Annotated in this window: 9 protein-coding genes, 1 tRNA gene and 2 pseudogenes; 8 read left to right on the top strand and 4 right to left on the bottom strand. The window is 44.3% G+C overall.

Going from position 1 to position 14,065, the window contains the following annotated elements; genetic code table 11:
• The first annotated feature begins 41 nt into the window (after window positions 1-41).
• The 4 genes from pheT to IOQ59_RS09235 all read left to right on the top strand — a co-directional run bounded on the left by pheT (window position 42) and on the right by IOQ59_RS09235 (window position 3,254).
• The gene (gene pheT / locus IOQ59_RS09220; protein WP_193952985.1) at window positions 42-2,441 is read left to right on the top strand and encodes a phenylalanine--tRNA ligase subunit beta; all 2,400 of its coding nucleotides are present in this window, start codon (window positions 42-44) and stop codon (window positions 2,439-2,441) included.
• Between the two features lie 18 nt (window positions 2,442-2,459).
• Window positions 2,460-2,765 carry an integration host factor subunit alpha gene (gene ihfA, locus IOQ59_RS09225; protein ID WP_193952986.1) on the top strand — a complete coding sequence of 102 codons (306 nt, stop codon included), beginning with the start codon at window positions 2,460-2,462 and terminating at the stop codon, window positions 2,763-2,765.
• Window positions 2,743-3,105 carry a MerR family transcriptional regulator gene (locus IOQ59_RS09230; RefSeq protein ID WP_193952987.1) on the top strand — a complete coding sequence of 121 codons (363 nt, stop codon included), beginning with the start codon at window positions 2,743-2,745 and terminating at the stop codon, window positions 3,103-3,105. The genes ihfA and IOQ59_RS09230 overlap by 23 nt, the downstream gene beginning before the upstream one ends.
• A gap of 72 nt (window positions 3,106-3,177) precedes the next feature.
• A tRNA-Pro gene (locus IOQ59_RS09235) sits at window positions 3,178-3,254 on the top strand.
• A 585-nt stretch (window positions 3,255-3,839) separates the two neighbouring features.
• On the opposite strand, the gene IOQ59_RS09240 is transcribed toward IOQ59_RS09235, so the two are convergent.
• From IOQ59_RS09240 to IOQ59_RS21695, 3 genes and pseudogenes are all read right to left on the bottom strand, one after another.
• Window positions 3,840-4,214 (bottom strand): hypothetical protein, encoded by a 375-nt coding sequence (locus IOQ59_RS09240; protein ID WP_193952988.1) that lies wholly within the window; start codon window positions 4,212-4,214, stop codon window positions 3,840-3,842.
• Window positions 4,215-4,248: 34 nt separating this feature from the next.
• Complete coding sequence (locus tag IOQ59_RS09245) at window positions 4,249-4,770, bottom strand: hypothetical protein (RefSeq protein ID WP_193952989.1); 522 nt, start codon at window positions 4,768-4,770, stop codon at window positions 4,249-4,251.
• A 35-nt stretch (window positions 4,771-4,805) separates the two neighbouring features.
• Window positions 4,806-5,210 (bottom strand): annotated as a pseudogene (locus tag IOQ59_RS21695) (hypothetical protein); the annotation flags it as partial.
• A 423-nt stretch (window positions 5,211-5,633) separates the two neighbouring features.
• Here IOQ59_RS21695 and IOQ59_RS09250 point away from each other — a divergent pair.
• Window positions 5,634-8,027, top strand: a complete 2,394-nt coding sequence (locus IOQ59_RS09250; protein WP_193952990.1) for a plasmid replication protein, CyRepA1 family — start codon at window positions 5,634-5,636, stop codon at window positions 8,025-8,027.
• Between the two features lie 5 nt (window positions 8,028-8,032).
• Here the strand turns inward: IOQ59_RS09250 and IOQ59_RS09255 are convergent.
• Window positions 8,033-8,485 (bottom strand): annotated as a pseudogene (locus IOQ59_RS09255) (DDE-type integrase/transposase/recombinase); the annotation flags it as partial.
• Window positions 8,486-8,708: 223 nt separating this feature from the next.
• Between IOQ59_RS09255 and IOQ59_RS09260 the strand changes: the two are divergent.
• The 3 genes from IOQ59_RS09260 to IOQ59_RS09270 are packed head-to-tail and all read left to right on the top strand — an operon-like array spanning window position 8,709 to window position 13,907.
• Window positions 8,709-9,647: a DUF4007 family protein gene (locus tag IOQ59_RS09260; RefSeq protein WP_193952991.1), complete on the top strand. Its 939-nt coding sequence runs from the start codon at window positions 8,709-8,711 to the stop codon at window positions 9,645-9,647.
• Window positions 9,648-9,649: 2 nt separating this feature from the next.
• Window positions 9,650-13,030, top strand: a complete 3,381-nt coding sequence (locus IOQ59_RS09265) for a hypothetical protein (RefSeq protein ID WP_193952992.1) — start codon at window positions 9,650-9,652, stop codon at window positions 13,028-13,030.
• Window positions 13,031-13,034: 4 nt separating this feature from the next.
• A complete protein-coding gene (locus IOQ59_RS09270) occupies window positions 13,035-13,907 on the top strand; it encodes a phosphoadenosine phosphosulfate reductase family protein (RefSeq protein WP_193952993.1) in 873 nt (290 codons plus the stop codon).
• Window positions 13,908-14,065 lie beyond the last annotated feature (158 nt).

Consider the following 14,065-nt stretch of genomic DNA (forward strand, 5'->3'; position numbering starts at 1 on the left):
CGAGTCATAACGATTAACAACAGAATTCCCGGGAAAACAGAATGAAATTCAGCGAACAGTGGTTGCGCGAGCTGGTAAACCCAGCAGTAGATACAGCGGAACTGGCCCATCAGGTAACAATGGCCGGTTTGGAAGTAGATGAAGTTGAAGCGGTTGCTAAAGACTTCTCCGGCGTTATCGTCGGTGAGATTCTGACAGCCGAGCAGCATCCTAATGCGGATAAGCTGCAGGTCTGTAAAGTCAGCAATGGTAGCGAAGAGTTTCAGGTGGTATGCGGTGCACCCAATGCACGTGCGGGCCTGAAAACAGCCTTTGCGACGGTGGGTGCTGTTCTGCCTACACCTGATGGCGACGCCTTCAAAATCAAAAAAGCCAAACTGCGTCAGGTAGAGTCTTTCGGCATGTTGTGTGCGGAAGATGAGCTGGGCCTGTCTGAAGATCACGGCGGTATCATGGAGCTGGCGGCGGATGCACCTGTTGGCGCTGATCTGCGTGAGTACCTGAATCTGGACGACATGATTATCGATGTCGACCTGACACCTAACCGTGCTGACTGTCTGAGCATTAGCGGTATCGCGCGTGAAGTGGGTGTGCTGTTCAAGGCGCCGGTCACTTACGTTGAGACGAAGGTCACTGAGCCTGCGATCGCTGATACCTTCCCGATTGCATTGGAAGCAACACAGCAGTGTCCTCGCTTTGTGGGTCGTGTGATCCGTAATGTTAACGTGCAGGCTCAGACCCCATTGTGGATGGTTGAAAAGCTGCGTCGCGCGGGTGTGCGTTCTATCGATCCGGTGGTTGATATCACCAACTACGTACTGCAAGAGCTGGGTCAGCCGATGCATGCGTATGACCTGAACAAGCTGTCCGGCAGCATTATCGCTCGTATGGCTGAGCAGGACGAAAAGCTGACACTGCTGGATGGTCAGGAAGTTTCGTTGAACGACGACACGCTGGTTATCGCTGACCAGAACGGTGCCTTGGGTATCGCGGGTGTTATGGGTGGCGAAGCGTCCGGTGTGACCGCTGAAACCAAACACGTTTTCTTCGAAGCGGCATTTTTTAATCCGATCTCGATTGCTGGGCGCGCGCGCTCTTACGGTCTGCATACAGATGCTTCTCACCGCTTTGAGCGTGGTGTGGATTGGCAGCTGCAGGTTAAAGCGATGGAGCGTGCAACCGAGCTGCTGCTGGATATCTGTGGTGGTGAAGCCGGTCCGGTGACCGAAGTGGCCAGCGAAGATAACCTGCCAAAAGTTGAAAAAGTACGTCTGCGTCACGCTAAAGTGAACAGCTATCTGTCTTTTGATATGCCGGTTGCAGAGATCGAAGAGATCCTGACCCGCCTAGGTATGACAGTGACCAAAGACGGCGATGACGCTTGGCTGATTGATGTTCCGTCTTACCGTTTCGACATCAGCATTGAAGTTGATCTGATTGAAGAGCTGGCACGTGTTTACGGTTACAACAACCTGCCGGTACGTGTACCAAAAGCGTCTCTGCCTTTTAAAGCCGATGTGGAAGCGAATATCGGTCTGGGCCATATTCGTCGTACATTGATTGCTCAGGGTTACCAGGAAGCGATCACCTACAGCTTTATCGAAGCGGGTCTGCAGGAAAAATTCGACGATCAGAACAAAGCGGTTGCCTTAGCCAACCCAATCACGGCTGAGATGGCTGTGATGCGTACAACTGTATGGCCGGGTCTGGTTAAAGCGGTTCAGTACAATCAGAACCGTCAGCAGAGCCGTATCCGTTTGTTCGAGACTGGCCAGCGCTTCCTGCCTCGCGGTGAGAACATGGCTGATATGCTGCAAGAGAATGTTGTTGCCGGTGTGGTAACAGGTTCACGTGATCCTGAAGGTTGGACAGCAAGCAATGAATCCGTTGATTTCTTCGATGTGAAGGCTGAAGTGGAATCACTTCTGGCGCTGGCGGGTTCTGCTGAAGAGTTTACCTTTGTCTCCGGTCGTCACGTCGCGCTGCATCCGGGTCAAACTGCGGTGATCAAGCGTAACGGCGAAGAGATTGGTTATCTGGGTGCGATGCATCCAAGTCTGGCAAAAGATCTGAGTCTGTCCGGCGCGGTATATCTGTTTGAACTGAAGTTGGAAGCGATCACCGCCGGTCGTCTGCCGCGCTACTCTGAATTGTCCAAATTCCCTGAGTCTCGTCGTGATCTGGCGCTGATTGTGGATGAACAGGTGGCTTTTGAAGATCTGCGTCAGAGTGCAGCTGAAAATGCTGGTGAGTTCCTGCAAAACGTGACACTTTTCGATGTATACCAGGGCCAAGGTATTGAAGTTGGACGAAAAAGTCTTGCTCTGGGCTTGACCTGGCAGCATCCATCGCGCACTCTTAATGATGACGAAATTAATGGAGCAGTTGACTCCGTTATCACTGCGCTGAACACCAAATTTGGCGCATCATTGCGAGAGTAATCGACAAGGGTGGCTGTCATGAGCTCATTGACTAAAGCTGACATGGCCGAGCGTCTTTTCGAAGAGCTGGGTTTGAATAAACGTGAAGCCAAAGATATGGTCGAGGCGTTTTTCGATGAAATTCGTGAAAGTCTGGCGATCAATGAGCAAGTGAAGTTGTCAGGCTTTGGCAACTTCGATCTGCGGGATAAAGGTCAGCGACCTGGCCGGAATCCTAAAACGGGTGAAGAAGTGCCTATCTCGGCTCGCCGGGTGGTCACTTTCCGTCCGGGGCAGAAACTTAAGGATCGTGTAGAGGCTTATGCGGGAAGCAGAGACCAGTAATAGCACTGATTCTGCTCCTATCCCGAATAAGCGTTATTTTACGATTGGTGAGGTTGGCAAACTCTGTGACCTAAAACCGCACGTATTGCGCTATTGGGAGCAGGAGTTTGATCAGATCGAACCCGTTAAGCGAAACAGCCGTCGCTATTATCAGCGGCAGGATGTATTGCTGATCCGCCAGATTAAGGGCCTGCTGCATGAGCAGGGCTATACGATCAGTGGTGCCCGTCAGTGGCTTTCAGGTGCTGACAACGGTGATGACCAGACACGCTATAAGCAGTTGCTCAGGCAAACGATCACCGAGCTTGAAGACCTGCTGGTGAATCTTAAAAAAATCTAAAAGTTTCCAAAATTCAATCTGTTAGGTTGGTATCACTAACTTCTCTCAGGGTGTTTGTGCCCTGTCTGTTGTCGGGATGTAGCGCAGCTTGGTAGCGCACCTGCATGGGGTGCAGGGGGTCGGAGGTTCGAATCCTCTCATCCCGACCACTTTTTACCCTCAAGATTCACACATTAAAGTATCATTCTTACCATAAGTTACTGTTTTGAAATGAGTTTTTGGCAGCTTTTGGTTCTGAATATTGAAAATACTATTAGATATATAAAATAGATGTTCGATTTATTTAAAATGTAATACTTGGTGCTACTACCCCAAATGCACCCCACTCTAGGGGGTGGTAGGATAAACTATTTATTATTAATAGAATTGCGTTAAAATTTTTAAGTCATTGATACATATAGAAAGTACCATAAAAGTCCGTTGTCAATAGGTATAATTTATACAGAATAGTATTGATAGAATCTGTATTAGAAGTATTCAAGTTAGACGGGGTGAAAGAGGTGTGTTTGACCAATAAAAAAAGGCCTGCAATTGCAGGCCCTTGGAAGAACAAAAGAAGAAGTAGACTCTGCTGGAGGATCAAAGTCTATTTGTCATTATATGTAATTACATGTTTGCTGTCAAGGTTTTGCTGCAAAATATTGCATAAAAGGAATTATTTATTTCATTTCATGCAATATAGATTTTGAGTATTGCAGAAAGTAAAAAGCAGCCCTCCTGGACTGCTTTGCGTGTTAGAGGATAGCTGCTATCTCGTTCGTGTCTCTGAAGCCATTGGAGCCTTTTTTGATAGCGACCTCTTTCTTGTTGAGGGCGTTGTAGAAAGCTACAGAGCCCTTTGCGGGCACTTTTAGATCTGGTGGTATCTGCTGACTACCCCCTATTTGCTCTAACATGTCATACCAAGGGTCAGAAGAGATCTGCAATGTCTCTTCTGGTGCCCCATGCAGAAAGAATTTGTGCCAGACACAACGGCGTAGATAGTCTGCATGGTCGATATTGAAAGCAGCCTGTGCGAATAACTGCTTGCCGTTCTTGCTCCACATGATTTTGATCCCTCGGATGCTGGCTTTTGTGGTCAAACCGTTTGGGATTACTTCGTAGCTCATGATCTTGTCTCCTCTTATTTTTATTATTCAAAGATCAGGTTAAAAATTGGGCGAGAACCGCCAGTACGTTCTTTTCGTGGTGAATTCTTACTAGATAAGCAACGGAACTCACGAGAAACGAATTCCAGAGCGTTCTCGATAACTCCGATATCTCCAAACGCCGCTCTTCTGAATTCTGGATGCTTGTGGTGGTCAGTAAAGTAGGGGCGTTGTTAATGCCGTTACCGCTGTGGTGGTAACGAAGATCGTAGTCAGCAATACGTTCTGCTGTGTCTTCGATAGATTTACCACTGTGATAGCAAGCGCAGATGATTCGAAGCAGACGATCACGACAATGCATTGATTTATTGATCAGAGCACCTGGTGTAGTGTCTGTGATCTGTATGCCGCCGATATTGAACTCGCCATTCGCTGTTCTGATTGATTCTTTCTCAAAGACTGGCTCAAAGTCCTGAAGTAATACATCGATGTCAAGTGGCCTGCCACAGTCACTGTAGCGTGTTTCTGCCAACTCTGGATTATTAGGTAGTACGGCTGTGAAAGCTTGTATGTGCAAGGGTCAAACATTGGAGCGCCACGAAAGACGATCTCTTTGATGTAGTGAATTGCTGCTTTGTACTCGACAGGGTGCATGGTACGACTTGCAGGTATGAAGACACGAAACTTCGGATTCTTCTCTGAATGTGAGAAAGAAGTATAAGCTGCGAATTCCAGGCCCTCATCTTCTATACGTCTACACACGTCATCTAGTGTGACGATATAACCGAACATATCTATGTCATTATCTACGTCAATTGGAATTAACTGCAGGCTTTCTACATTGTCGTCGTTGCGATCTTGAATGCTAAATGAACTGCAAATAAGTGACAGGACGTCTTTCTTGTTACGAATCTGATGCTCTGATAAGAGGGTTTCTGAAAGTTCCTGAAAGTCTCTGCGAGATCTGTTTACTAGCTGCGTGGTTTTTGCAGATCTCTGTGTTGCGAGGTTAATCATATTTATGTCATTCAAAAATGTATTTAAATACTTTATTCAATAAAAAGTTATTTTGTGTTTTTGTGTATAGAAGAACCCACTTTCTTTGTTCTTGTGTTTTAACTTATTGATTTTGTAATTTTTATCCACTTGTAAACGCATATACATAACTGGTTAAGAAATACACATTAAAAACTAAAAACATAAAAATACACATTAAAGGCATTTTATTTATAAATAAAAGAACGCTATTGTGTATAGAATCGAATTACACATTAAGTGATTTATGTACTTATCATGCGATATAAAGACAATAAATACTTTTTTAAATAAAAAGTGTTGAAATAAAAAATTATATGGCTTAATATAGCAAGTGTAGAGTGAAGTGAAGAAGCGCTCTTGTATAACAAAAACAAAACGAAGAAATAAAAACTGGAGACCGCTATGCAACAAGCAATCAGGGGCGCATACCCAACTATATGCAAGCACGACATCATCGGAACAATCGATGCATCAGTTATTATCACTGCAGATCAGACATTTGCAGTGTCTTGTGATCAAGCAATCGCTCTTATCACTGACAACAACATGAAAGAAGTTGTTGAGTTCTACGCACAAGATTTCCCAGCCATTAATCGATTCATCGCAGTTGCTGAAGAAGAAGTTTCTGGCATTCTTGAAGTCGCAATTTCGACAAAATCAGAAATTACTATTATTTATAAAAATGATATTAAGAGTGTTATTAATATAAATAAAATGGCTCCAGTAGATAAGTTTCTTCTGAAAACCAAGTATTCAGATAACCCTGCTGACTCTATCTGGCTACCAGCATCTTTGATCGCAAATCATATTCCACTGGAAATCTCCTATGAAGATGCAGTGCAGAAGATCATGGCTGCGAACGACAAGCTGGCAAAAGGCACTGTTAAAGAAGAGCTAAATACGCAGCTCAAGAAAATGCGCTCTACAGTAAAGACTATGAAAAGTATCTCTGGTGGTATCGAGATCAGCTCTGTTCACAATCTTGCAGACCAGATCCAGGCAAAGATCGAATCTGGTCAGAAAGGTATTTACATAATCAAGACGCCGACTGGCTCTTGTAAGACTTCTGCTGTATTGGAGCCGATGATGAAGTACGGCATCTACAACAATAAAAAGCCCGTTTACGTATCACACAGACGCTCAATCGTTGGCGCTACTATGTTGAATGAAGAAATTGCTCACTATGAAAAGGTGAAGCCAGGTACAGAGCAGGATTTGAAAGCTTTAAAGGTGGTAGTTAACTCAACTGTAAAATTGCACTTGGAAGAGTTTCTCGAAGAGTCAGAAGTAATCTGTATTGATGAAGCGAATCAGGTTCTCGATCACGTTCTGACGGGCTCTGTAGATGATCGCATTGGTACTTACGACAAACTGAAGGATCTGATCGCTAACACTGACACTGTTGTTCTTGCAGATGCAGATGCAAACAACGACCTGCTGCAATTGATCGCAAACAGCGGTCGCACAGATGTTGCTGTGTACGAAATAAATGCTGATCACAGCAATATTCGCTTGAGCGTAACTGATGCAGACTCTGTGCATGCATTGATTATGTCTACTGTAGCTGCTGGAAATAAAAGCTTGGTAGCGATGGACAACAAGAGAAACGCAGAGAGGTTATCGACGGGTATACGCAAAGCATTTCCAGGAAAATCAGTACTTACTATTACTCGTGACAGTATTGAAGGTAGCGCACAGCAAGCTTGGTTACAGAACCCAAACTTTGAATCGGAAAAGTACGATGTCGTTATATATTCTCCAGTTATAACAAGTTCCTTATCTATAACAAAAGATGTATTTTCAGAGAATTTTGGTGTATTTAGTGGAATTTTGGCACCCTCTGACTGTATGCAGATGCTTCGTCGTGATCGTACTGCAAAAGGATTTGTAATCGGCCTGCAGAATCCGAAAGAAGCTGATTTTCAGGGCGCAGATGCACGAGCAATAAAACAAGCACAAAGAGCTTTCGAAGAGATTAGTGAGTTCGATGAACTGACTATTTCTGTGACTACGAAGAAACAAGCTATGAAAAATCGCTTCTCTGGATCTTTCTGCTATAACGCTGAACTCGACGGCTTTAACGTACAGATCATTCGTGCAGACAGTAAAGTACAAGAAGAATCACAAAAGCTTCGAAAGAAGATGTCTCGTGCAGAACAAGCAGAGTACGTAGAAAACATCTTGAGCACAGAAGCTCTATCTCCAAACATGGTTCGAAAAGCTCGTGAGCAAGGCCTGGAAATGGATCAGAACACAGCATACAGCATACAGCGCTACGAGATTGAAAACTGCCTGCGCAAGAAAGAGATCGATATGGATGACATTACTCTTTATGGCCGTGGAGCTCTCAAGTATGTGCTTTGTAATATTTATATTACATCTGTGTCAGCATCTGCTTGTAAACGCAACGATAAGAATGAAGCAAACAAGGCTTTTCAGGACAAAACGCTATGGGAAGTACGCAACCGATTCTACAGTATGATTTTGGACACTCTGAACATCGATTTACAGAAAGGTGGCGAATTCACAAACGCTCAAGCAAGAGAGGTCTTGCAGGCTTTGCACGTAGAGAAACAACTGTGGAATAGCCTTGGTATCATGTCAGTCAAAAAGGCTTGGGGGAATGTAACTAGAGCGACTGGTACTGTAAATAAGATTCTTGAAAAAGTTTTTGGTATCAAAACCAGCGCAAAAGATGTAAACAAAAATGGTGATCGTCAACGCTTGTATGTGGTTCAAATGGACCGTTTGAATCGCGTGAATGAAGTGGTACGCCGCCGCCAAGGAGCATTCTGACGTGGTCAAGTAAAACTGGCCACCACTTTGTAGTCGTTCCTGTATTTTTGTTCTGTCTGGTTCGGCGATAACATCTCAGTTGCACTGATGTGGCCGAATATTCTACAGATGTAATCTGTTATCGCATGTTTGGCTTCTGAGAAAGAGACATAACCTGTTTCAGGTATCCATTCATGTTTCAGACTCCTGAAAAATCACTTCATGGGCGAGCTGTCCAAACAGTTTCCTCGGCGACTCATGCTCTGCTTAATTTGGTAGCGCGACAGTAATCGGCGGAACTTTAAGCTGGTGTACTGGCAGCTCTGATCCGAATGGAACATCAGTCCTTCAGGCTTTCCTCGTGGCTCATATGCCATCGTTAAAGCTTTCCCTGTCAATGACAAAGCCCATCCCACTGGTTTCCTCGCATATGTATCGGCAGTAGGGCGTAGGTTTACACCGACACCGATGTAGGTCATCTATGTCGGGTAATACTCGAAACAATTACCAGGGAAGCCTGAGTTGTATGAAAATCGACCAGATCCAAAATTATATTCTTAATTATCATCATGTTACGTTAGAATCTGATTCGTAATATGTTGTTTTTAAGAAGAGAAAATACACTTTATAAACTTGCGGCGAGTCAGTAGAATTGCCACTGGACTTTTTCTCCAGTAGCACAGCATCAGAGGTAGATCGGTAGTGCAAGTCAGGGATTATACAACGCGGTTTTCTGGACATGAAACCTTTCCTTTACGGTATGGATGGCTCTACAAAGCCGTTAAGGAAGTTAAGAATGGACGCAAGATTCGCTCTACTAACAAAGATGACATTGAACGCGCAGTAATAAACATGGGCGTTGGTAAGAACATGGTGAGCTCAATAAAATATTGGGCTGATGTGTGCCGCATCATTGAGACAAATAATGGTTCTGAGTCGCTGACGAAAGAAGGTAAGTATGTCTTTGGCGGTGATACAACGGGAGATCAGCTTTGCGGCGTTGATCCGTATATGGAAAACCCCGCTACAGTGTGGCTCATTCATTGGCTGATCAACTCTGATTACAAGGAATTATCTGCAACCCGTTGGTTTTTCAACTATTTCAATGGACAGCGATTTGATAAGAAGCAACTTCTAAAAGCACTGCTGGCAGACCTGGAAAGACGTCAACTATCAAATTTCTCTGAAAAAACCATCGAGAAGGATATCGACTGTTTGCTACAAACATACACACATCGAGTAGCTACTGGTCAAAAGATAACAGAAGACTCTTTCTCTTCCCCCCTAACAGAGCTTGGGCTTCTGCACAGTGGAGAAGGCAAGTCGGTTAGAGCAGAGCTCTGTGCTCATCAATCATTACCGAAAGAACTTTTCGCCTTTTGCCTAATTCAATACTGGAAAACGAATTTTGGTAACGTGACGACAGTGTCGTTCGATAATGTCCTGTCTTCACCTGGATCACCCGCACGAGTGTTTAGATTGTCTCAGAGTGCCTTAGGCGATTTAATTGATGCTACTCACAGTCTTACTGATGGAAGTATCAGCTGGACCGACACGCAGGGATTGAGAGGCGTTTTCTGCAAAGATATCAATATCTTAGACGAGTACAAAATTTTGGATCGAGTATACAAGGAAGCGTAATTATGATGTTAAAAGATCAATACTCGATCAATGTCCGCTATCAGCGCTCTACCCGCATAGACAGCGATCTAGATGTCAGCTTTTTTAATGGCCTCGTTTATCACGGTACTGCAGCTCAAACCTTGGGCACAGTTATAGACCAATTCAAACAAGCAAAGCAATCTACATTCACGATTACTGGCCCCTATGGTTCAGGCAAATCGACAATTGCCTTGCTAATGTCAGGGTTGCTGCACCCAAATAAAGAGATCCGCAAGGCCGCTAAAGAGGCAGTCGGCAACCCTAGGGAATGCTCAAAGCTTTATTCAGCCTTCGAGCTAAATCCAAATAAGGGTTCAGGCTGGCTAATCATTCGCGCAGTAGGGGGCATCGGGGATCCTGTCGGTGTAATTTGGACAGGAATTCAAGATGCACTTAAAGAGCATCCGAATACTACAGACCTACTGTTTGTAAGCCAGGATAAGCCTCAATCTGAAGTAGAGCTTCTTGAATATATTGACACCCTGATCCGAGAGGTTACGCCCTATGTTGATGGTGTTCTATTTATCCTCGATGAGATGGGCAAAGTATTAGAGAACATCAGTCGGCAGTCGGCAGATTTGCACCTTTTTCAAGATTTAGCTGAAAAGCTCAGTCGGGCCTCTCAAAGTGGAGTTTCCTGTGTATTTATCGGCTTATTGCACCAGGCGATGAGTGAATATGCTTCAGGACTGGGTATTGGTGTACAAAGTGAATGGGGTAAGGTTCAAGGCAGATACGCTGATATTCCTTATCAGGTATCCACCGATGAAACATTAGCCCTTATAGGCAAATCTATTGTTGGCAAAGAGCGTGAAGACCAACAATTACCATCTTCGGTTCTTAAGGCTGTAGAGGGGGCTTCGCTTAAGAACACGCCAGAGATTATTGAGCGTTTATGCTCCTGCCATCCACTTCACCCAACTTCAGCAATGCTGTTAGGCCCTCTGTCAAAAAGAAGGTTTAGCCAGAATGAAAGAAGCACATTCAGCTTCTTAAGCTCTCGTGAGCCGCATAGCTTCCAGCAATTTCTAGAGGAATCGCAGCCAGGGACTACCTATCGCTTATCAAATCTTTGGGATTACCTTGAGGCAAACCTTGAGCATCTAATAATAAATTCACCCGATGGCCATCCTTGGAGTCTTGCCGAAGATGCTCTTATGCGGGTCAGCAAACAACCCGACACAAAAGACATTCACCTCGAACTAATCAAAAGCATTGCTCTTATCAACCTGTTCGGGCGCAAGCATGGCTTCTATGCCAATGAAGAACTTATCAGAGCTTCTTTGGATCAGCACTCAAAAGAAATTACTCTAAGTGCCATTCAGGACCTAAAAAACTGGTCCCTAATAACAAAACGCAAGCACTTATCCGCTTGGGCGATATTTGAAGGCGCAGACATTGATGTTTCCGAACTAGCCGAGGCTAAAGTCGAGCAGCTAGGCCACGATGATTCCTGGATCGAGAGCCTTGGATATAGCAACCATGTCATTGCTAAAAGACACTACCACGAGTATGGCGTACTCAGGTGGATGTCTCAGAAACTGATAAGAAATACAGGGTATTTGTCATCTAAAGAGGCTTTTAACAATAAGGACGGCTCATATGCGTCATTTATAATGATTGCAGAGCCAATGACAAATGAAGCCTCTGACGTATCAATGAAGCAGCTTTCGATAAAGCTAAGCGACGAAGGCGTAGCTATTGCGTATTGTCCGAATCTAAGCGTAATTAAGAACACAGCAATCGAGGTCTATGCTTTACAGGAATTAGAACGAGAGCTACCTGAGCTGCAAAATGACAAAATTGCGCAGCGGGAGCATGAAGTACGCCTCGTAGAAACTACCAAAGCACTTGATGATGCATTTATTGAGGGATTTGAAACTGCAACCTGGTGGTTTAATGGTCGCCCGTACCCTAAACTGCCACTTTCTGTAATCGCGTCGGATATTGCTGATGGGCTGTATGATGAATGTCCGTCTATTTTCAATGAACTGATTGGCCGCACCAAAGTTTCGGGAACATCCGTATCAGCCCGAAAGAAACTGATGATGGCAATGATTGAAGATAGCAACCAAGAAGATTTAGCGATTGACGGCTTCCCTCCCGAAAAGGCTATCTACCTTACATGCCTCAAAAACCTTGACCTTCATGGCCAAAATGAGGATGGCAGTTTTGGATTTAGAATTCCAAAGTCTGGACAAATTAAGTCTCTATTTGGTGCCGCTGACAAACTGATAAAGAGCGAAAGCGAGTCCATTGTTACGCTTGACCAGATTTTTAGTCTTTGGAAGAAATCCCCTTACGGTGTGGCAGATGGGGCCATTCCCGTATTAATGCTGGCAATGCTGTTGAGTCAGGATGAGAACCTGGCGTTCTATGACAAGGATTCAACAAACCAATATGTATATGTACCAGATATTGATGAGGTGATTGTCAACAAACTGGCTAAGTCGCCAAAAGATATTGCTGTTCGCTACTTCGAAGTTACGGGCGTCAAACGCCAATACATCAGCAGCATGGCCACCTTGGCGTCTCAACGGTTTGATCGAGATGTACCCGAGTCAGCACTTGCGATTGCCAGACCAATAGTGACATTTGTTCACCAGCTACCTCAATGGGTTAAGGTGACAAGAAAGCTCTCATCACAAACAACAGCTTTTAGGGATTTAGTCCTAAAGGCCAATGATCCATACCAGCTACTTCTTGAAGACTTTATTTGTCTATTTGGCTTAATGGATACACCTGAAAGCGAGCATACTGAGCAAATTCAGAAGCAACTTACGTCCTGTTTAGATGAACTTAAATCTAAACAAACAGAGCTCCTGAATACGTTCGAGATAGCTATTCAAAGTGAGCTGGGCAGCATTGACGAAACTCTCGTAGGGCAGTGTACTAAGGTCAAAGAATTAGCTGCTGACTACCGAATGCAGTCCTTTGCCCAACGAATGGGATCGTGCATAAGCAACAAAAATTGGCTTATTAATGTCATTGCGCTCGTTGGTGGCACCCCTGAAAGAAACTGGAATGACGTTTCGCTTTCAAAGGCGAAAGAAGAACTTCATGAATTTTGCCAACGATTTAAGCGAATAAGTGTGTTCGCATCGCAAGCCAGTGATGCCGAGCACGAGGGAGCTAAGTCGATCGCTCTTGTTATAGGTGACGGGCAGGGGGCTCAGGAATACGTACGCCACATTTCAATCTCCGAATCTGCTCACTCGAAGGTTGACGAAGTATTGGTTCACCTGCGTGAAACAATGAACTCCTCAGGCCTCAATGAAGATATGCAAGCATTAGCTTTACAAGAAGCACTCAAGCAACTGATGACGGAATATCAACCACCCGCATGCGATATAAAGGGATGAGTAAGTGACCATAAAGCGCAAACAAAAGCATGTGCTAGGATTATCTGGCGGCAAGGATAGTGCTGCATTAGCTCTATATATGCGGGATAACTATCCTGATCTAGATATTGATTATTTCTTTACAGACACAGGGAAGGAACTACCAGAAGTCTATGAGTTTCTTGACAAGCTTGAAGCATACCTTGGTAAAGAAATCATTCGATTGAATGATGATAAAGGTTTCGATTATTGGCTTAATCAATACAACCACTTCCTACCATCTGGCCACCAGCGCTGGTGTACGGTGCAAATGAAATTGGTCCCGTTTGAAAAATGGGTCAAATCCTACCTAGATGATGGATATGAAATTGTTAGCTATGTCGGTATACGCGCGGATGAGCCATATCGAGACGGGTATGTACCAACACAAAAATTCCTGACAATAAAAATGCCATTTGCCGATGATGGGTTGGTTAAAGCTGACATTCTCACCATTCTAAGATCAACAGGGGTGGGGCTGCCAGCATATTACGATTGGAGATCTCGGAGTGGGTGTACGTTTTGTTTTTATCAACGAAAAATCGAGTGGGTTCGCTTAATGGAAAGACACCCAGAACGATTTGAAGAAGCAAAAGCCTACGAGAAGAACGCATGTGAAAACTCTACTCGTGGCGAGAGCTATTATTGGATGGGCAAGAATGAGCCTCTCAGTACTCTCGAAGATCCCAAAAGGATACAGCAAATCAAGGAAGATCACCTAAAAAGACGTGAGCGATACTTTAAAAAGAAGCGTCGCAATTCACTGATAGAAGACGAGAAGCTTATTGAAATGCTAGATTTGGATGCTATCTATGATGATATTGAAGGAGCTGGAGCGTGCACAACGTGCTATAAGTAAAGTACTTCAGTAAAAGCTCTCTGATTATTCCAAAAATAAAGAGAAAATGATTTTATGTTTCGTCGTGCAATCATGGAGCTGGAGACTGTAGATAAAACTGTGTAACTGCCTATTATTGAGCCAGCAATGGCTAAGGATAGGCAGTATGGACAAGCAAC

Source organism: Pontibacterium sinense (genome assembly GCF_015209595.1).
Classification (GTDB): domain Bacteria; phylum Pseudomonadota; class Gammaproteobacteria; order Pseudomonadales; family Balneatricaceae; genus Pontibacterium; species Pontibacterium sinense.